The organism is Kaistia defluvii, assembly GCF_040548815.1.
GTDB classification, from domain to species: Bacteria; Pseudomonadota; Alphaproteobacteria; order Rhizobiales; family Kaistiaceae; genus Kaistia; species Kaistia defluvii_A.
This window is the reverse complement of sequence record NZ_JBEPSM010000001.1, coordinates 1487226-1507439: the sequence shown is the minus strand read 5'-3', so window position 1 is coordinate 1507439 and position 20214 is coordinate 1487226. Positions and strand designations below refer to the sequence as shown.

Below are 20214 nucleotides of genomic sequence, written 5' to 3'. Positions count from 1 at the left end.
GCAGTAGCGTAGGTTCGATAGGGATTTTAGCCTTTAGTTGCCGCTCTTTGGCCTGCAGCCGAGGCTGGGGCTTAGTTGCCAGTCAGTTTTCGGCGTCGTCGGCTGCCATAGCGGACGAAAGGTGAGCCAGTTTGTCGGGGTTCTTGACAATATAGATTGCGGCGATCCTGCCATCGCGAATATCGAGCGCGGTAGTCTGCAGGAGGCCGTCACCATCGACGCTGATATAGCCTGGCAAGCCGTCGATCTTCACAGTGCGCAACAAGGTCGGCGCACGCACATTCTTCCGGTGGGACCCGACGAACAAGCGGAGCGCGCGCTCGAGTCCGCGCACCACATTGCGGAGGGCAAGCACCTTGCCGCCGCCATCGGCATGGATCTCGACATCCTGCGCCAGCAGTTCAGCGAGTTGCGCGGCGTCGCCGTCGCGCGCGGCGGTGAAGAAAGCGCGTGCGATCCGGTCTGCTTCGGCCGGCTCCAGGGCGAATCGGGGCCGCGCCGCCTGGACATGCTTGCGCGCGCGTGATGCGAGCTGGCGAACGGCGGCAGGCTCGCGCCCCAAGGTGACTGCCACCTGAGGCAGGGCCATGTCGAATACGTCATGGAGAAGGAAGGCCGCGCGCTCCAGGGGAGACAGGCGCTCCATCGCCAGCATCAGCGTAACGGTGATATCGTCGGCGATCATTTCGTCGGGCTCGACCGACCCTATCAGCGGGTCCGGCAGCCATGGGCCGACGTAGATTTCGCGTTGCGCGCGTGCCGATTTTTGCTCGTCAAGGCACAGGCGGGTGACGATCCGGGTCAGATAGGTGGTGGGGAACTCTATCTCACCCGCGGTCCGCTCCCAGCGCAGCCACGCATCCTGCACGACATCCTCGGCATCGCTGAGCGAACCAAGCATTCGGTAGGCGAGGCGCAGCAATCGACTGCGTTCCGCCTGAAAATCGGCAGTGCGCTGATCGCTCCGTCCCCTTCGCTGATCCGAGGCACCGCCGCTAACGTCCGCTGACACTGAGGTCTCCGTGTCTCCCGTGTGGCCACGCGCATAAGACGAGGCAGCGTGCCCAAATGTGACATGGATCCGGCCGCTCGCGAGAAATTTCCTGGGAATGTCACAGTTATCCGGCCTGCCTCGTCAAGTCTGCGAGCGTCACTGAACGGCGCCCAGACGAAGGAAATGACCATGAGCGATAATACACGGCTGATCTGGCACGCGGTCGCACCGCAGGGCGCAAAGGCGCTGTTCGGCATCCATCACTACATCACCACGGGCACCAACCTGCCGGGGGAACTCATCCATCTCGTCTTCCTGCGGGTCTCGCAGATCAACGGCTGTGCCCATTGCATCGACCTTCATACGCGGGACCTACTCAAGACGATGTCCATCGACAAGGTCGCGCTAGTACCAGTATGGGCAGAGGTGCCTCATCTTTTCCCAGAGCAGTATCGCGCTGCGCTGGCCTGGGCCGAAGAGGTGACGTTGGTCAGCGAAACACATGCGTCAGACGGAGCCTATGTGGCGGCTGCAGCTGCATTCGAGCCGAAGGATCTTGTCGATCTCACCATCACCATTGCTGCGATGAATGCCTTCAATCGCCTCGGCGCGCCATTCCGCCTGCCCGTAAAGGCGCTGGCCTGACCAACCTTACAAAAGGATCGTTTCAATGACTGCAAAGCCCGAACTCTCGCGCAGGCCGGAGGGGATTGTTCCGTAGCTGCTCCAGCGTTTCAACTCGATGGACGTCGACATCATGGCCGGCTTCTACGAGCCCGACGCCATCTTGGTCAGCGCGAATGGCGAGCCGCAGCGCGGCCTATCGGCCATTCGCGCGGAACTTCTCAAGGACTAACCTAGCTGCCGAGCGCCCCTCAGCGATGGCGCACGCTTAGGACTTTTGCGTATTCCAATTGACATATGTTCCAGCCTCGCCATAGTGACGATTGGCCGTGCTGATGGATATCGCCGCTCGGTCTTGCCCGGGCTGCAAACTCCCGGATGGCTGAAGTTGCTGTTGGAGGACGCATGCCTAAGGAAATTACAGTCGACCCGCAGATCGTGCGGCAAAAATCGACGGTTTCTTTCGCCGAGATCCCTGTAAACGCCTATGCGACTCCCTTTGCCGAGGAGCGGGCGAAACGAGGCGATGCGGCGCTGAGGGAAGTCCTCCGCCACATGCTGGTCATCCGGGAATTCGAATCCATGCTGGGTTCGTTCAAGGCGACCGGCGCCTATGCGGGCATCCCGTTCAACTACAAGGGTCCGGCGCACCTCTCCATCGGCCAGGAAGGCGCGGCGGTCGGCGCGGCGCTGGCGCTGGAGCCCGAGGATCACATTTTTGGAAGCCATCGCAGCCATGGCGAGTTCATCGCCAAGGGGCTGTCGGCGATCGCCCGACTGGATGAGGCTGCGCTGCAGGCTATCATGGCCGGGCATCAGGACGGCGCGCTGTTGCAGTCGGTCCGCACGCATCTGGGCGGTGAAGGCAAGGCGCTGGCCGAGAACTTCCTGCTGTTCGGGCTGCTGTCGGAAATCTTCATGCGCGCCAACGGCTTCAATGGCGGCATGGGGGGCAGCATGCACGCCTTCTTCCCACCTTTCGGCGCCTATCCGAACAATGCGATCGTCGGTGCGTCCGGCGGGATCGCCACCGGCGCGGCGCTGCGCCGGAAGCTGAGCGGCGCCAAGGGCATCACCGTCGCCAACAGTGGTGACGGCTCGACTGGCTGCGGACCCGTCTGGGAGGCGATGAACTTCGCGTCCATGGCGCAGTTCGAAACGCTCTGGGGCGAGAAGCGCGGCGGATTGCCGGTACTTTTCTTCTTCAACAACAATTTCTACGCCATGGGCGGACAGACGATCGGCGAAACGATGGGCTGGGACCGGCTGTCGCGCATCGGTGCGGCGATCAATCCGGCCTCCATGCATGCCGAGACCGTGGACGGCTCCAATCCGCTCGCCGTCGCCGACGCCGTGGCGCGCAAGCGCGCGCTGCTGCTGGAAGGGAAGGGGCCGGCGTTGCTCGATGTCGAGTGCTACCGCATCAGCGGCCACTCGACGACGGACGCCAGCGTCTATCGCTCGCGCGAGGAAATGCAGCTCTGGGAGCCGCATGATCCGATCGTGCTGTTCCAGAACCAGCTTCTGGCCGAGGGCATCCTGACCGAGGCGAGCCTCGCGGAGATGCGGGCACAGGTCGTTGCGCAGGTCACCGCCGTCACGGCGGCGGCCGTCAACCCCGAAGCCGCGCCGATCGTCGACGTGCGCGCCGATCCGACCCTGATCGGCAAGCTGATGTTCAGCCACAACGAGATTCCGGTGCCTGCGACCGCAGCGCCGCTGCTGGCCGCGCCGGAGACATCGGCCCGCATCCGTCAGAACGCCAAGAAGGCTCGTTTCGGCCTGTCGGAGACCGGCGAAAAGCTGTCCTCCATGCGCGCCATCACCTTGCGCGACGGCCTGTTCGAGTCGGTCCTGCATCACATGACCCAGGATCCGAGCCTGATCGCCTATGGCGAGGAGTGCCGCGAATGGGGTGGCGCCTTCGGCGTTTATCGCGGTCTCTCCGAGATCCTTCCCTATGACCGCCTGTTCAACTCGCCGATCTCCGAGGCTGCCATCGTCGCCACGGCGGTCGGATACGCACTGGAGGGTGGACGGTCCCTCGTCGAGCTGATGTATGGCGATTTCATCGGCCGCGCCGGCGACGAGATCTTCAACCAGATGGCGAAGTGGCACGCGATGTCGGCCGGGGCCCTGAAGGTTCCCGTGGTGCTGCGCTGCTCGGTCGGCAGCAAATATGGAGCGCAGCATTCGCAGGACTGGTCGTCGCTGGTCGCCCATATTCCCGGGCTCAAGGTCATCTATCCGGCGACGCCCTATGATGCGAAGGGACTGCTGGCCTCGGCGCTTTCCAGCGACGATCCGGTCGTCTTCTTCGAGAGCCAGAGGCTTTACGACACCGTCGAGCAGTTCCGTCCCGATGGCGTGCCGACCGACTATTATCGGATCCCGATCGGCGAGCCGGATATCAAGCGGGTGGGGTCGGATCTGACCATTCTGACCATCGGACCGTCGCTCTATTCCGCGATTGCCGCCGCGGATGAATTGCAGGCCAATTACGGCATCTCGGCCGAGATCATCGACGCCCGCACGCTGGTGCCGTTCCACTACGAAAAGGTGCTGGAGTCGGTGAAGAAGACCGGACGGCTCCTCCTGGTTTCCGAAGCGTCCGAACGCGGCAGTTTCGCCATGACGCTGTCGAGCAACATCACCCGATTTGCCTATGGAGACCTGAAGGCTGCGCCGCGCGTCCTGGGCTCCCCGAACTGGATCGTTCCCGGCGCGGAGATGGAATCGACCTATTTCCCTCAGGTCGACGATATTCTCGATGCCGTCACCAGCGATTTCTTCCCGGAGAAGCGCGTCAATCGTCGGGGCGTCCGCGATTGGAACGACCTCGACCTCGCCCGCCTCGCGCTTTAGCCGCCGCCTATGAACCAGGAGAAGACGATGGATATCCCGCTGCTGATGCCGCAACTGGGCAATGAGACGACTGAAGCGGAACTGACGGAGTGGCTGAAAGCCGTGGGCGATCCCGTCCGCGAGGGCGAGCAGATCCTCATCCTCACGACGACCAAGCTCAGCATGGAGATCGAGGCGCCGGCGACGGGCGTCCTCAAGGAGATTGTCGTGCCGGAAGGCGATATTGCCGAGATCGGCGCGACCCTTGCCATCATCGCAGCCGATTAGGCGCGACCGGCATGGCTGAGGTGAACAAGCCGACCGACGGAGCGGTGCTGCATCGGCTCGGCGGCAGCGACGGTCAGCCGGTCGTCGTTTTCATACACGGCTTCGGGGCGGACCGGCTTTCCTGGCTGGCCAACGCGCCTTCCCTGACAGGGTCGTTCCAGGTATGGGGCGTCGACCTTCCCGGGCATGGCGACGCGGAGCCCGCTCTCGGGGTCAGTCTGGACGGGCTCGCCGAGACTGTGCTCGCCGGCATCATGGCGCAGATATCCGGCAAGGTGCATCTCGTCGGCCATTCCCTGGGGGGCGCTGTCGCCCTCCGCCTGGCCGAATGCGCACCGGATCGGGTTCAGTCCCTCGTGCTGATAGCGCCGGTTGGACTTGGTAGAGGCATCGCCCGCGATTTCACTAACGGCTTCGCGGGGCTGGAGGAGCCCGACGGCGCGCTTGCCCTGCTTCAGCGGCTCGTGGCGCGGCCCCGCCTGATCAACAGGCCGATGGCGTTGCATGTGCTGGCGCATCTGGATCGACCGGGACGGCGTCAGGCACTGTCGGATCTGGCCGACGGCATCCCCGTCATCGAGCAGGCCGCGCAGCTCGCCATCGCCACGATCCGGCAAAGCGACCTGCCGCGGATGGTCATCTGGGGCGAGGATGACGCGATCAACCCGCTCGATCCGGAGCTTCTGGCGAGCTTCGGCGGCGAGCAGCACGTCTTGCCAGGTGCCGGCCATTTGCCGCAGATCGAGGAAATCAAACGCGTCAATGGATGGATCCAGGACTTCCTGACGGCGCATAGCTGAGCGGTCCATTCTCGACCGTGCTTTGCCGGACCGTCTCCCGCCGCCCTGAAACGGGCTCCATGCTGCAGAATCGAGGTTGGCATTGGCCAAGCTGCTACGCTCCGCACAGCAGGTACTTTCCGATACGTCGTCGCTCCGGTTGCGAGCCGCGTGGCTCTACTACAATCAGGGCCTGACGCAGAAGGACGTGGCCGAGAAGCTGGGCGTCAGCCGGACGACGATCATTCGCATGCTCGACGAGGCCGTAAAACGCGGCGAGGTGCAGATCTGGATCAATGAGGGGATCCAGGAGTGCATCGAACTCGGCCTGCAGCTCGAGGCGGCGTTCGGCCTGGACGAGGCGATCGTCGTGCCGGGCGCAGACGATGTCGAAGGGACTGCCAAGGCGGTCGGCCTCGCCCTGGGTCAATTCCTGTCGGATGCGATCCCGGATGACTGCACCATCGGTGTCGGCTGGGGCCGGACCCTGACGGCTTCGCTTGCCAGCTTTCGACCGGTGCGGCGTGAGCGCGTGCGTGTCGTCTCCCTGCTCGGCGGCGTGCTCGAGGCCCATCAGGTCAATCCGATCGAGTTCTCGTGGCGGTTGGCCAGCCAGATCGGGGCCGAATGCTACCTGTTTCTGTCGCCTCTCCTGGTCGATTCCAAGGAGACGAAGCGCCATCTGATCGAGCGCTGCGGTCTCGATCGCCTGTATCGGCTGGCGGAGGACCTCGACATCGCCGTAATCAGCGTCGGCGATATCAGTGCAAGCGCGACCTCGCTCTCCCAGACGCTGATTTCACCGCAGGAGTTGCAGGAACTGGTCGAGGTCGGCTGCGTCGGCGACGCCATCTGCAATTTTCTGGATGCGGAAGGACGTTCCGTCCCGCACGCGCTGAATGACCGCGTGATGTCGGTCGATCTCGACAAGGTCAGCAAGGCGCGCCACGTCGTCCTGGCGACGGGTGGCGCCAAGCGCGCCGTCGCCATCCACGCGACGATGAAACGCGTCGGCTGCCATACGCTGATCACCGACGAGGCAGCCGCCAAGGCGCTTCTCGCCATGGCGCGGTGACAAACGCATTTCTCGGGGGCAAGCATGTATCTCGGAATCGATATCGGCACGACGGCGACCAAGGCCATCCTCGTGGACGAGAGCCAACGAACCCTGGCGCGGGCCACGCAGGACTACGCCACATCGCGACCCGCCCCGGGACGGAGCGAGCAGGATCCGGCGCTGTGGATCGGGGCGGTTCAGTCGGTGCTCGCGGTCCTGCGCCAATCGCGCCCCGACGCCTTCGCGGCGGTCCGGGCGCTGGGCCTTTCGGGGCAGATGCACTCGCTGGTGACCCTGGACGCCCATCATGACGTCGTGCGTCCCGCTATCCTATGGAACGACGGGCGCGGCGCCGAACAATGCGCGGAGATGACGGCCAGTGTGCCGGATCTCGCGGAGATATCTGGTGTTCTCGCCATGACGAGCTTCACCGCCGCGAAGCTGCTGTGGCTCCGGCAGAACGAGCCTCAGCTGTATGACCGCGTCGCGCATGTGCTGCTGGCGAAGGATTATGTGCGGTTCTGGCTCACGGGCGAGATTGCCAGCGACATGTCGGATGCCGGCGGCACGCAATTGTTCGATCAGGCCCAGCGGCAATGGTCGCCGGCCATTCTGGACGGGTTGGGCATCGACCGGGCCCTTATGCCTCCGCTTCTGGAAGGCTACGAGATCGCCGGCCGTTTGCGCCCCGCTATCGCCGCGCAGCTCGGCCTGCGGGCCGGCCTGCCGGTTGCTTGCGGCGGCGCCGATGTCGGCACGGGCGCGATCGGTCTCGGCTGCGCCGCGCCGGGCTCGGGCTTCATTTCTCTTGGTACGGGTGTCGTCTATTTCGTGGCGCAGGACCGCTACGCGCCCAAGCCCGACCTCGTGCTGCACAATTTCGCCCATTGCACGCCCGGCTGGTATCAGATGGCCGCCATGCTGAACGGCGCCAGCGCCCTGAACTGGGCCCGGAAGCTGATGGGCGTGGCCGATATCGGCGCGCTGGTGTCGAAGGTGGAGGCCCGATATGCCGGGCCGTCGTCCCTGATGTTCCTGCCCTATCTGAGCGGCGAGCGCACCCCGCATGGCGACAGCGACATTCGCGGCGCCTTCTTCGGGCTCAGTCCGGCCTCCGAGCCGGTCGATATCGCCCAGGCCGTGATGGAGGGGGTGGCCTTTTCGATCCGCCAGGCCGACGAGCTGCTGACGCAAGCCGGCAGTCCCTGCGCCGTTCCCGGCCTCATCGGCGGCGGCGCGCAGAGCCTGCTCTGGTGCCGTATTCTCTCCACCGTGCTGGGCCGCAATCTGGCGCGCTACGACGATGCCGATCTCGGGCCGTCGCTTGGCGCGGCCCGCCTGGCCATGATCGGGGAGGGCGGATGCGATGTTTCCGAGATCGCAACGCCTCCCGACCGCGAAGAAGTGATCTCTCCGTTCCTCGATCAGATCGAGCGCTATGACCGGTGGTTCGAGGCCTTCAAGGCGATGTTCCCGGCGGTGTCAGCCTATTCGTCGCATTCGGATCTCTAGCGGGGACGCCGCTCAGCCTTCGCAAAGCAGGGCGGCGGTTTCCGCATCGGTCCCGAGCGCATTGATCATGCGGCCGCGCATCGCCGCGCGGATGGCGGGGACCTTTTCGGGGCCCATGGCCACCGCGATGCTGTGCGTGACGTTCGGCAGTGCGTCCAGGGGCAGCGAAAGCGTCCGCGCGTCGATGTCGGAGTGCACGACCTGGCCTTCGGCATTGTAGAAACGCGCGCAGATCGAGCCGACGGCGCCATCCGCTATGATGGCTTGGACGCGTGACGGCGGAAACAGGCCGTTGCGAAACGTCGATGCGCCTTCCGTCATGGCGCCGATGCCGACGATGGCAATCGACACACGATCGATCAACTGGAAGATGTCGCTGACTCCTGACGTGGAGCGCAGGGCTTCCGCGGCCTCCATCGAGTCCACCACGGCCGGGACGGGCAGCACCCAGGCCTGAGCGCCGATCCGGCGCGCCAGCGTGCGGCAGATCTCGCCGGTATGGCTCGCTTCCTCGGCGCGGCCGACCCCTCCGATCAGAGTCACCACGGACAGATTGTCGGCGCGGATCATCCGGCCAGCGGCGGCGACGCTGGCCACCGTCTCGCCATTGGAAACACCGATCACCGTGTCGTTTGCAACCAGGTCCTCGATGCCGCGAAAGACGGCGTTGCCGAGCAGTTGCAGCCGGTCGACGTCGGTAGGGCGCCGATCGACCACGATCGCGAAGGAGAGGCCGAAGCGCTGCATCAGGCGCGCTTCGAGCGCGGCGTTGCGAAACGCCCTTGTTGCGACGCGGATCTCGACGATGCCGAGTTCCATGGCCAGCTTCAGATATCGGCTGACGGTGGCCTCGGAGATCTGAAGGTTTCGCGCGATCTCGTTCTGGGGAACTCCGTCCTCATAGCGCAGCCGGGCGACATTGATCAGCGCCTGTTCGTCCGGTTTCGGGCGTGCCATGGGTCTCCTTGAACGCTGGCCGGCGAGTCGAGTTCTGAGTTTCTGGTTGCTGGCGACGCTATATCAGATTTTCCTGCAATCGCTTTCTCTAACGGCTCTTCTTCCCGCACTTTCCTAGGCCGAGCCGGGGCAAGCTGCCCGGTTACTTGATGCCGGAGCCGATGGCGCTATCGATGAAGTATCGCTGCAGGAAGATGAACAGCAGAGCCATCGGGATCGTGCCAAAAGTCGAGACTGCCATGATCTCACTGTACTTCGTATTCAGCGTCATCTGGAACGCCGCCATGCCGAGGGGCAGGGTCCGCAGCGTGTCGGTGCTGGTGATGATCAGCGGCCAGAGATAATTGTTCCAGCTCAGGCTGAAGGTCAGGACCGCGACAACCACGATGCTGGGCGCCAGAAGCGGAACGATGATCCGGCTTAGAATGGTGAACTCGCTGGCGCCATCGATCCGTCCCGCCTCGAGCAATTCATTGGGAATGCCCTGGATCGCCTGCCTCAGGATGAAGATTCCTGCCGCGTTCAAGGCCGTCGGGAGCACAATGCCGGCGTAGCTGTCGTGCCAGCCGAAAGCGTGCACCTGCAGGAAAAGCGGGATCACGATAGCCTCGATCGGGATCATGATCGAGGCAAGGACGGCGATCCAGATCATCTCCGTGTAGCGGTTCCGCAGCTTGGCGAAACCATAGGCCGCGAGAACGCCCAGAAAGAGTGTGACGAAGACGGATACACCCGCCGCCAGTAGCGAATTCACCAGATAGCGGAGAAACGGCCGCGCCTGGAACGCCTTCACATAATTGCTGATGCCAGCGCTGCCGAAATCCCACAGGCTGCCGTCCAGCAACTCCCTATCCGTCTTGAAGGAGGCGGCGAGCATCCAGAGGATGGGAAACAGCGCGACGACCGCGAAGATCGCGATGAACGCCAGGACGGCGATGCGTTCGACCTGGGACCTATGCATCTCTTCGTCCTGAAATCAGCCAGATCTGAATGAGGCTCAGCAGCATGATGCAGCCGAAGAGCACGATCGAGTAGGTGCTGGCGCGGCCCATGTCGAGATAGCTGAATGCCGTCTTGTAGATGAGGATCGTCAGGATCTGCGTCGCGTTGGCGGGACCGCCATCCGTCAGGACCTGCTGGAAGACAAAAGCCTTGAGTCCGTTGACCGTCGCCAAGACGACTACCAGCGCGATGGTCGGCCGCATAAGCGGAATGGTGATGTGCCGGATCATCGGAAGCAGTTTCGCGCCGTCGAGTCGGGCGGCTTCGAAGCAGTCGCGCGGCAAGGTCAGAAATCCGGCCAGGAAAATGATGGTGTAGTAGCTCGTCGCGTGCCACCAGCTCATGAAGATCAGCGCCCACGGCGCATAGGCGCTATTGGTCAGCCAGGGAATCGACGCCATGCCGGCGCTGTTGAGCGCGTCGTTGATCGGGCCGCGCTGGTTGAACATCAGCTTCCAGACCAGGGCGACCGAAACGAATGGCAAAATGGATGGCAGATAGAGCAGGAACCGCCAGACGCTTCGGCTCCGGCCCAGCGTGCTGAGGAGGCCGCCCAGGACGAAGGACAGGCCGATCACCGGGATGATGGTCCAGAAGACGTAGAACGCCGTCACCCAGAGCGAACGCAGGAATTGCTCGTCCGACGCCAGGCGGGTGTAGTTGGAAAGCCCGGTGAAGACGGGCGGCGACATCAGATCGTATTTATGGAAGCTGATATAGACGGCGTACAGAACGGGATAGAGCTGAAATATCGCCAGATACAAAAGAGCGGGCGCTATGAATATGAGAGATAAGCGTCTTCTAGACTGAAACACGCGTCAGTACCTTTCGGCCGGCGTAGTACCCATCCGGGTTTCACGCCGGATGGGCAATCGACTTCGACGGATAGTTAGTTCTGGCTGCGCACGAAATCGATCTGCTTGGCAGCCTGATCAAGCGCTTCCTGCACCGAAGTGCCCTGCATCATCTGCTCGATCGCATCCTTGATCGCCTTGCCTTCCTCGTTCCAGGTCAGCGAGCGCCAGTAGTAGGTGCCGTACTGAAGCTGATCCGCAAAGATGTCGGCGCCGATCGTATCCTTCGCTGCTTCCGACTTCTCCCAGCCCTTCAGGCCGGTCACGTAGCCGGTATGGCGCAGATAGCCATCGCCATCCGAGGTCAGGAAGCGAAGGAAGCGCCACGCTTCTTCCTGATTTTTGGAGGCCTGGGTGACCGTCATCGAATAGTTGTAGAGCAGCGTCTTGGGATTGGCCGGGTCCTTTTGCGGGATGGGCGCCACGACGTAGTTCTTCTTGACGTCCTCGCCGAACAGCGGGGGCGACCAGATGCCGGCCATCATCATCGACTGGCGACCATCGGAGAAGTCCTGCAGTGCGTTGACCGGATTCACAGTGGCGTAGTCGGGGCCACCGATGCCATCGGTCACCAGGCGCTGCCAGGTGTCCGTGAAGGCCGCGACGCATTGCGGCGAGTTGATCGTCGCCTTGCCGGCGGCGTCGAGCACTTCGCAGCCATACTGGTTGAGGATCGGCCAGTATTCCATGGCATACCAGAAGCCATCGAGCCCGAAGACCCAATTGAAGCCGAGGCGGGTGAAATTGCCGCTATCGTCCTTCTTCTGAACCTTCTTCGCCATTGCGAAGAGGTCATCCCAGCTCTTCGGCCAATTGGCCTTGTCGGTCACGTCGATGCCGACCTCGGCGAAATGTTCCTTGTTCATGAACAAGGCGAAGGTATTCAGCTCTTCGGGAAGTCCGTAGATCTTGTTGTCGATCATCAGACCCTTGAGAGCGCCAGGCGAATACAGGGCCTCCAGTTCCTCATTGGTCTTGACGCCCATGGCCGGCAGGTTGGCCTCGGCGAGAATGCCCTTGCTGACGAATTTCGGGTAGAGGTAGTCGAGCACGTTGATCAGATCGGGCGCCTCGCCAGCGGCGATGGCCGCCAGCAGCTTGACCTCATAGTCGCCATGCGGATCGGACTGGAACTGGAACGTCACATCCGGATGAAGCTTGGTGTATTCGGCCGCCTTCTGCTTGATGAATTCTTCTGCTGGCGGGTAGGTGTGGTGCCAAATCTTCAGTTCGGCGGCGTTGGCAAGACCTGTTGCCATTCCAATGGCAGCCATCGAGGCTGCGATCAGAAAATTCCTAGCTTTAAACGAGCGCATTCTTGGTCTCCTCCATAGACAGTATTTTTATTGATTTATTGTTGCTGGGTAGTCCGGGTCTTCATGCTGGCGAAATCGGCGGCACGTCGATAATTCGATAGTCGAGATTATCACTACACAGGCACTATCGATAAATAGAGACGATCTCGGCATTTATTGCAATAATTTATTATAAAGAAGGAAATTCAATTAAAATCGGACCTCTGCTTAAATGGTTGGGCGCGACGACTGCTTTAGCCCGCGATAGATCCCTCGGAAGTGAGCCAAATCCTCGTCGAGCCCATCCACGGGGCGGGGCAGGATCATGGGGTCAGTGGCGGCCGCGAATGGAATATCGGCTGGCTGGGTCCAGTGGCCCGCCGCCATGCCGCCCAGATAGGCGGCGCCGAGGGTGGCGCTCCCGGCATCCAGCGCCGGCTTGAGTGGGACTTGGATCGTATCGGCCAAGAGCCGGCGCCAGCGCGGGTCCCCGCTGCCGCCCCCGGCAAGCAGCATGTGAGGGGCCGTGATGCCTTCCCGCTTCAGCGCGTCCCAGCTGTCCCGGATAGCCATTGCCACGCCATCGAACACCGACCGGATGATCTGGTTGCGGCTGCAGCCCAAGCGCATGTTGGCCCAGACAGCCGTTGCGTCAGGGTCCAACAGCGGCGCCCGCTCTCCGGCCGCGTAGGGAAGGAAGGTCACGCCGCCATGGCCCTCGCCGGACTCGAAGGCGCCCTCATACATCTCCGGCCAAGTGGCGCCCAGAACGCCGCGCGCCCATTCGAACACGGTGCCCCCATTCTGCATCGCCGCCATGACATAGAGGCTGCGGCCGATGCCGCGGTAGCTGTTGTAGAAGGGTTGCAGCTTCGGCTCGATCCGATCGGTAACGGCCATGATCTGAATGCCGGAACCGATCTGCAGGATGGTGGCACCAGGATTGATCTGTCCCATGCCGAACAGGCACGCGGCTGTATCCGATAATCCGGCTGCGACGGGGATACCGGGCCTCAGGCCCAACTCCTCCGCCCGCACGTTCGTCAGTCGACCGGCGACCGAACTGGATTCGACGATGGGGGACAGGATGTCTGGATCGATGCCAACCTTCCGGATCAATTCCGTCGACCATTGGTCCTCGACAATGTCGTAGAGCAGGGTCATGGAGGCATCGCTGGGCTCCGTCGCAACTTCGCCCGTCATTACGAAGCGCAGCCAGTCCTTTGGCGAGAGGGCCCGGCGGATGGCGGCGAAGGTGGCCGGCTCGTTGTCGCGCAGCCACATAAGGGAAAGGCCCGCCATGCCGGTCACCACGGGATTGGCAAGCGGTAGCCGGATTGCAGCCGGCAGGGCGAGGATCTCTTCCATCTGCGCTGTGGCGCGCTGGTCGGCCCAGAGGATGGCCGGCCGCAGCGGCTGGTCGTTCTTATCCAGGACCACGACACCATGCGCCTGCCCGGAAAGCCCGATTCCCTGGACGTCGTCGCCGCGGCCGGCGCAGCATTCCCGCACCGCCGCGACTGTTGCCGTCCACCACGCCTCGACCGCGGTTTCGGCATAGCCGGGGACCGGAGAGCGAACCGCATAGGTCCGGCTTGCTTCCGCGACGGCTCGACCGGAGCCGTCGATGAGCAGGGCCTTTACCGAACCGGTGCCTAGATCGATGCCGAGAAACATGGACTGTCTTCCCGATGCTGGAGGCGGATCAGCCCAACAGGGCCATTGCCTCTGCCACGACGCGCTCGGCGGTGATGTTCAGGAGGCGGTAGAGCTCCGGGCCAGTTGCGGACTCACCAAAGCGATCGACGCCGACGACCGTGCCGGGCCCCTTCAGGAACTGATACCAGTACAGCGGGGAAGCGGCCTCGACGAACACGGCAGGCGTGCCGAAGGAAAGAACTTCGTCCTGGTAGGCCTTGTCCTGCGCGGCGAAAATGTTGCCGTTCGGTATCGATACCAGCCGCACCGATTTGCCCTGCTGCTCTAGCTGGTCGCCGGCGGCGATGATCTGGGCCAGTTCCGATCCTGTGCCGACCAGCACAACGTCTGGCGTCTCGCACGACGACTGGCGTAGCACATAGCCGCCCCTGCGGATGCCGTCCAGGTGTTCGGGCGTGTGTGCGAACACCGCGCCATCCTGCCGGGCCGCGACAATCACCGTCGGGCCCTTCCGCTTGAATGCGGCCTCCCAGCCGGCGAGCGCTTCCAGTTCGCTGCCCGGGCGCCAGAGCGACATGCCGGGGATCGCCCGCAGCGCCAGCATCTGCTCGCAGGGCTGGTGGGTCGGGCCGTCTTCGCCGACGCCAATCGAGTCGTGCGTATAGAGGAAGATGGCGCGCAGTCCCATCAGCGAGGCCAGGCGCACGGCATTGCGGCTGTAGTCGCTGAACACGAGGTAGCACGAGCCGTAGGGAAGCAGGCCGCCATGGGCGGCCATGCCGTTCATCATCGCCGACATGCCGAACTCGCGCACGCCATAATGGACGAAGTTGCCGGCGAAATCATCCTTCGTGATGGACCGGGAGGCCGACGTCCATGCAAGCGTCGAAACCGAGACATCGGCAGAGCCGCCAACGACTTCCGGCGTATTCTCGATCAGCTTGGTTGCGACACGGTTCGATCCCTTGCGAAGGGGCTGCTTTGCCGGATCCGAGGCAAGGATCCTCGCGACTTCCGCTGAGACAACGGCGTCGAAGTTCTTCGGCAGCTCGCCCGCATTGCGACGGCTGAATTCGGCAGCCAGCTCCGGGTAGCTCTTCGAGTAGTTGGCGAACAATTCGTTCCAGCGGCTCTCCGCGGCCTCGCCTTTCGCCAGGGCATTCCAGCCTTGCAGGATCTCGGCGGGCACGAAGAATGCCGGGTGATCCCAGCCGAGGCTCTTGCGCGTCAGCGCCACTTCCTCGATGCCCAGCGGCGATCCGTGGACCTCTTCCTTGCCCTGCTTGTTGGGAGAGCCGAAGCCGATGATCGTCTTGCAGCAGATCATGGTGGGCTTGTCTTGCGACCGGTGGGCTGCCTCGAAGGCGCTGGCGACGGCGTCGCTGTCGTGGCCATCGACATCGGCCACCACGTTCCAGCCCAGGGAGCGGAAGCGGGCGGCCGTGTCGTCGGCAAACCACGCGCCGACTTCGCCGTCGATCGAGATGTTGTTGTCGTCATAGACGGCGATGAGCTTGTTCAGCCCCAGCGAACCCGCCAGCGATGCTGCTTCCTGGGCGACGCCCTCCATGAGGCAGCCATCGCCGACGAAGACATAGGTAAAGTGATCGACGATCGGGAAGCCATCGCGGTTGAACTCGGTGGCCAGCTTCTTTTCCGCAAACGCCATGCCGACGGCGTTGGCGAAACCCTGACCCAGTGGTCCTGTGGTGGTTTCTACGCCATCCGTGATGCCCAATTCCGGATGTCCCGGAGTCTTGGAGTGCAGTTTGCGATGATCCCTGAGGTCCTGGACCGTCAAATCGTAGCCTGACAGGTGAAGGAGCGAATAGATCAGCATCGAGCCGTGTCCGTTGGATTGGACGAAGCGGTCGCGGTTGCTCCATTTGGGGTTCGCAGGGTTGTGTTTCAGAAAGCCGTTCCAAAGAACCTCGGCGATGTCGGCCATTCCCATGGCGGTGCCGGGGTGGCCGGAGCTTGCCTGCTGAACAACATCGGCGGTCAGAAACCGGATGGCGTTGGCAAGGTCACGGCGGCTGGGGGATGTCATCGTCAGGTCCTATAAAGGGATGGCAGTCATGTAATGATGTAAGGTTGACCGTACAGCTTTTTGGGGCCTGTCTGTCAACCCTTTTGACGGCCCGTCGCAATTTCCGTCCGACCAATTTCGGTCGGCCGTCGCCTTACTGCCCGGCTAGCTGCTGTCATCGGCATCCCAGGTCCCGCACGCGTGAGCGCGGGTCAGGAGGTTCGCCTGTCCTGCATCGCTGCCCTGCGTCGGAGGCGCTACTTCTTGTTGAGGCTGCGCCGGCGCCACTGGTCGAAGATGACGACCAGAACCACCACCACGCCCTGCGCGATGCGCTGGTAGAATGGGCTCACCCCGAGCAGGTTGAGGCCGTTGCCAAGAACGCCGACGAGCATGGCGCCGATGAGCGAGCCGATGACGCCGCCTTCGCCACCGAATAGATTAGTGCCGCCGATCACGACCGAAGCAATGGAGCGAAGCTCCTCGCCTTCGGCCAGCAGGGCATTTGCGGCACTGAGCCGGGCCACGAGCAGAATGCCGGCGATCGAGGCGAGCAGGCCCGAGATGGCATAGACATAGATCTTCGTTCGGCCGATGGAGATGCCGCAGACGCGCGCCGCCTCCCGGTTGCCACCGACCGCATAGACCGCTCGGCCCAAGGCCGTGAATTTGAGCACATAGATCGCTATGCCCGCGCAGATCAGCGCGATGAATATGCTGGCGGGAATGCCTGCGACATTCGCTGTCCCGAGCCATGTGAACGACGCCGGCATTTCGCGGGTCGAGGATGGCCCAGGTACGGATTGCCCCTGGGTTGTCAGCAGTGCCACGCCGCGAAATACCTGCATCGTTCCGAGCGTTGCTATGAAATCGGGGATCTTGAAGGTCGCGATGATCCATCCGTTCAGCAGTCCCGCGAGCAGCCCGACCATCAGTCCGGCCGCCAGGCAGACGGGGATCGGCAGATAGCCGAAGTCGACCCCGAACAGGACCAGCGGCGACGTCATCAGCACGGCGGTCGTTGCCGAGGCGAAGGCGGCGATGGCCGCGACGGAAAGATCGATGCCGCCCGTCAGGATCGCGAAGGTCTGCCCGATCGCCAGGATCGCGAGTGGCGCGGTTTGACGGCCGATATTGGCGAAGTTGGTATGGGTGGCGAACTTTGGCGAGGCGAACGACAGATAGGCGATCAGCGCAATCAGGGCGATCAGCGGGCCTGCCTTGAAGAGAATGTCCCGCAATGCCAACCGCGACCGATCTGCCTTGGTCGAAGTGGGGCTCGAGTTGGTCATTTCGTGTGCCATCGTAACGCCTGTCAGTGTGAATGGAGCAGCAGCGCTTCTTGGGAGAGCTGTTCGCGCGTCAACTCCACCTTGATGAGGCCGCTGCGCATGACGAGAACCCGGTCTGCCAAGGCGACCAGCTCGTTGATCTCCGACGAAATCATCAGGATGGAGGTTCCGGCCTCGACCAGGCGGCTCATGATGGTGAAGACTTCCGCCTTGGCCCCTACATCGATGCCACGGGTTGGTTCGTCGAAGATGAGTATCTTCGAACCGCTCGACATCCATCGGGCCAGGATGACCTTCTGCTGATTGCCGCCGCTATAGTGCAGGAGCTTCTGGGTCATGGATGGCGGCCGGATCCGCATCATCCGGATATAGTCTGCGCTCTCGCGCTTCTCGCGGCCGAGTTCGAGATTGGACAGCATCGCCCGATCGGAGAGCCATGCCAGGCTCAGATTGGGCGCGATCGGTTGCATCGGGATTAGGCTTTGCCGCCGATCCCGCGACAGCAGGCCGATCCGTGCGGCAATGGCATCGGCAGGGCTGTGATCCCTAAGCCGCGTCTCGCCCACGTGGATTTCGCCGCTGTCGAAGGGTGCCAGTCCGAAAATGGCGCCGGCCAGTTCCGCCTGGCCCGCACCCATCAGGCCGTAGACGCCCAGGATTTCGCCTTGTCGCAGCGAGAAGGAGACGCCCTTGAGCGCCGTTCCCGAAACCAGATTTTCGACCCGTAGGACGTCCTTCCCGGTCTCGCTCTCGAATTTGGGGAATTGCTGCCCCATCACCTGACCAACCATCAGTGAGACGATCTTCTCCTCACTCGCTTCGGCGACTGGGAGGGACGCTGCGAGGCGGCCGTCTCGCAGCACCGTCACCCGATCGGCGATCGCCATGATCTCGGACAGGTTATGCGAGATGTAGACGACGCCGTGCCCCTCTTCCTTCAGGAGGCGGATGACGTCGAAGAGCCGGGTTCTCTCGCTGTCAGACAGCGCGGATGTCGGCTCGTCGAACAGGACAATTTTTGGTGCGCGCTCCAGCACGCGGGCGATCTCGACCAACTGTTGCTCAGCGACTTCCAGCCTGCCGACCGGTGCGCGCGGATCGAGGTCGACACCGAGGCGTCGCAGGATTGCCCGTGCGTTCTTCTCGGCCGCCCGCCAGTCGATGGAGCCGAAGCGTCGGGGCAGGCGGCCGAGATAGATGTTCTCGGCGACGGAAAGGGCAGGGACCAGACTCAGTTCCTGATGAACGAGGCCGATGCCGTATTTTGCAGCGTCGAAATTCGACGGCACGATCTTGCCGTCGACCACGATGTCGCCGGACGTCGCCGAGTATTCTCCGGCGATGATCTTCATCAGCGTTGACTTGCCCGCCCCATTCTCGCCCATCAAGGCGTGAATTTCTCCGGCGCGGATGTCCAGCGAGACGTCGCAAAGCGCAACGTTGCCAGGGAATACTTTGCCAATGTCCCGGAGGCGGAGAAGCGTATTCGCCTCCGGGGCAGAGTCAGGCAGAGTAGGGGCGGGCGAGGTAGCCACCTTATGCAACTCCGTCAAGTCTATCGAGCCGAATGCGGATCGGCGATGCGACGCCGATAGCCGACTATCTGGAGATCGCTACTTCTTGCAGTTGGCGCGCATCGTTGCCCAGTCGATCTGCTCAAGCTTCGGATCGGGATAGAAAAGACGGGCGTTGTTGATCTCGACGGTACGCGGGCGGATGTCGAAGATCTTCTCAACGTCTTGCTTGCAGGCGATCTCGACGGCGATCTTCGTGCCGTACCATCCCCAGTCGGCAAAACCATGCGTGGTTTCCCCGATCAGCTTGCCTTCCGCGATGCGGTCGACCGATTCCGGCGTCACGTCATTGGTGAAGATGGCAACCTTGCCATCGCCGACCTTGACACCGTCGGACGCGGTCTCCAGCCGGCCGGCGTTCTGCGCCGCCAGCATCGCGCCCAGGCCCATCTCGTTCGAGGCGGCCCAGATGAAGTCGATGTCGTCATGGGCCTGCAGGAAATCTTCGGCGCAGTTGGTGCCCTTCTCGCGCTTCCAGTCGCCTGCGCAGGGAGCGCCGACGATTTCGATGCCAGGGAAGTCCTTCGAGACGTTCCGAAATCCGGTCAGGCGGGTGTTCGAGTAGAAATTGCCGGAGACGCCTTCGATGATGACGCCCTTGGCCTTGATCGCTGCCTTCTGCTCGGGCGTGAGCTTGTCGAAATTCTCTTTCCAGAACGCGCGGTCAAGATAGGTTTCCGGCTTCACGTCCAGCTTGTCGCCGGCGCCGAGGACGCCCGGTGCGCCAAAGTAATCCGCAACCGCCGATGCGCTGACCTCAGCCGCGACGGTGTTGTCGTAGCCGATATAGCTGTCGACCTCGAGGCCTTCGATCGGCTCAAGCAGGTTCACGACGATGACGCCGATACCAGCCTCTTTGGCGCGCCGCAGAGCCGGCTTGACTGAATTGACGTCGGCCGGAGACACGGCGATGACGTCGACCTGCTGCTGGATGAGATCGTCGATCGCATTGACCTGCTGGGCGATGTCGTGGCCCTGGCCGGTCGAGGTGATGATCTTCACATCAAAGCCTTTTCCCTTCGCGTCCGCGGCTGACTTCTCGAAGAAGTCAGTGGCGGTCTTGAAGACGCCGGAGACGTCCGGCGGGGCCCATCCGATCGTGACCTCGATCGGGGCGTCCTGCGAATACGCTCCGGAGACCGAGGCAATAATTGCCAGGGGCGCGATCGCGGCAGCGAGGACTTGCCTCAACCTTTTCATATTTCTCTCCTCCCAAAGACCAAACATGACGAGGGAAGGCTGACAGCGCAAAATACGGATGTCAAGATAGCCGCCTGTAATTACAAGATGTTGGCACGCGAACTTGAGTCAGGCCCGGCGTGAGGACGCCGGACCGCCCCTTGAGAAGCTGGGGGGAAGTCTATTCGCGGCAAAGAGGACTACGCGCCCAGAAGGAAGGGGGCTTGTCAGCCTGGCTGTCCGGGGCGGCGACTGGGAGGCGCGCCGGCTCGATG

The 20214-nt window shown here is 62.8% G+C and carries 16 protein-coding genes; 6 read left to right on the top strand and 10 right to left on the bottom strand.

Annotation, left to right across the window (positions count from 1 at the left end; genetic code table 11):
* Positions 1 to 82 precede the first annotated feature (82 nt).
* Positions 83 to 1012, bottom strand: a complete 930-nt coding sequence (locus tag ABIE08_RS07045; RefSeq protein ID WP_354549811.1) for a sigma-70 family RNA polymerase sigma factor — start codon at positions 1010 to 1012, stop codon at positions 83 to 85.
* A 171-nt stretch (positions 1013 to 1183) separates the two neighbouring features.
* On the opposite strand from ABIE08_RS07045, the gene ABIE08_RS07040 reads away from it, so the two are divergent.
* The 6 genes from ABIE08_RS07040 to xylB all read left to right on the top strand — a co-directional run bounded on the left by ABIE08_RS07040 (position 1184) and on the right by xylB (position 8098).
* Positions 1184 to 1639 (top strand): carboxymuconolactone decarboxylase family protein, encoded by a 456-nt coding sequence (locus tag ABIE08_RS07040; protein ID WP_354549809.1) that lies wholly within the window; start codon positions 1184 to 1186, stop codon positions 1637 to 1639.
* A gap of 384 nt (positions 1640 to 2023) precedes the next feature.
* Entirely contained in the window at positions 2024 to 4483 is a 2460-nt protein-coding gene (locus tag ABIE08_RS07035) for an alpha-ketoacid dehydrogenase subunit alpha/beta (RefSeq protein ID WP_354549807.1), read from the top strand.
* Positions 4484 to 4510: 27 nt separating this feature from the next.
* Complete coding sequence (locus ABIE08_RS07030; RefSeq protein WP_354549805.1) at positions 4511 to 4750, top strand: lipoyl domain-containing protein; 240 nt, start codon at positions 4511 to 4513, stop codon at positions 4748 to 4750.
* 20 nt (positions 4751 to 4770) lie between these two features.
* Positions 4771 to 5550, top strand: coding sequence for an alpha/beta fold hydrolase (locus ABIE08_RS07025; protein ID WP_354549803.1), 780 nt, complete (start codon positions 4771 to 4773; stop codon positions 5548 to 5550).
* An 82-nt stretch (positions 5551 to 5632) separates the two neighbouring features.
* Positions 5633 to 6604: a sugar-binding transcriptional regulator gene (locus ABIE08_RS07020; protein WP_354549801.1), complete on the top strand. Its 972-nt coding sequence runs from the start codon at positions 5633 to 5635 to the stop codon at positions 6602 to 6604.
* 24 nt (positions 6605 to 6628) lie between these two features.
* Positions 6629 to 8098 carry a xylulokinase gene (gene xylB / locus ABIE08_RS07015; protein WP_354549799.1) on the top strand — a complete coding sequence of 490 codons (1470 nt, stop codon included), beginning with the start codon at positions 6629 to 6631 and terminating at the stop codon, positions 8096 to 8098.
* Between the two features lie 12 nt (positions 8099 to 8110).
* Here xylB and ABIE08_RS07010 read toward each other — a convergent pair whose 3' ends face one another.
* The 9 genes from ABIE08_RS07010 to ABIE08_RS06970 all read right to left on the bottom strand — a co-directional run bounded on the left by ABIE08_RS07010 (position 8111) and on the right by ABIE08_RS06970 (position 19960).
* Positions 8111 to 9055 (bottom strand): sugar-binding transcriptional regulator, encoded by a 945-nt coding sequence (locus tag ABIE08_RS07010; RefSeq protein ID WP_354549797.1) that lies wholly within the window; start codon positions 9053 to 9055, stop codon positions 8111 to 8113.
* 142 nt (positions 9056 to 9197) lie between these two features.
* Positions 9198 to 10016 carry a carbohydrate ABC transporter permease gene (locus ABIE08_RS07005; RefSeq protein WP_354549795.1) on the bottom strand — a complete coding sequence of 273 codons (819 nt, stop codon included), beginning with the start codon at positions 10014 to 10016 and terminating at the stop codon, positions 9198 to 9200.
* Positions 10009 to 10749 (bottom strand): carbohydrate ABC transporter permease, encoded by a 741-nt coding sequence (locus tag ABIE08_RS07000; RefSeq protein WP_354549793.1) that lies wholly within the window; start codon positions 10747 to 10749, stop codon positions 10009 to 10011. The genes ABIE08_RS07005 and ABIE08_RS07000 overlap by 8 nt, the downstream gene beginning before the upstream one ends.
* A 197-nt stretch (positions 10750 to 10946) precedes the next feature.
* Positions 10947 to 12170 carry an ABC transporter substrate-binding protein gene (locus ABIE08_RS06995; protein ID WP_354549791.1) on the bottom strand — a complete coding sequence of 408 codons (1224 nt, stop codon included), beginning with the start codon at positions 12168 to 12170 and terminating at the stop codon, positions 10947 to 10949.
* A 264-nt stretch (positions 12171 to 12434) separates the two neighbouring features.
* Complete coding sequence (locus ABIE08_RS06990; protein WP_354549789.1) at positions 12435 to 13883, bottom strand: xylulokinase; 1449 nt, start codon at positions 13881 to 13883, stop codon at positions 12435 to 12437.
* A 28-nt stretch (positions 13884 to 13911) separates the two neighbouring features.
* Positions 13912 to 15915: a transketolase gene (gene tkt / locus ABIE08_RS06985; RefSeq protein ID WP_354549788.1), complete on the bottom strand. Its 2004-nt coding sequence runs from the start codon at positions 15913 to 15915 to the stop codon at positions 13912 to 13914.
* A gap of 236 nt (positions 15916 to 16151) precedes the next feature.
* Positions 16152 to 17186 carry an ABC transporter permease gene (locus tag ABIE08_RS06980; protein ID WP_354549786.1) on the bottom strand — a complete coding sequence of 345 codons (1035 nt, stop codon included), beginning with the start codon at positions 17184 to 17186 and terminating at the stop codon, positions 16152 to 16154.
* A 23-nt stretch (positions 17187 to 17209) separates the two neighbouring features.
* The gene (locus ABIE08_RS06975; RefSeq protein WP_354549784.1) at positions 17210 to 18721 is read right to left on the bottom strand and encodes a sugar ABC transporter ATP-binding protein; all 1512 of its coding nucleotides are present in this window, start codon (positions 18719 to 18721) and stop codon (positions 17210 to 17212) included.
* A 78-nt stretch (positions 18722 to 18799) separates the two neighbouring features.
* On the bottom strand, positions 18800 to 19960 hold the full coding sequence (locus ABIE08_RS06970; RefSeq protein WP_354549782.1) for a sugar ABC transporter substrate-binding protein: 1161 nt from the start codon (positions 19958 to 19960) through the stop codon (positions 18800 to 18802).
* Positions 19961 to 20214 lie beyond the last annotated feature (254 nt).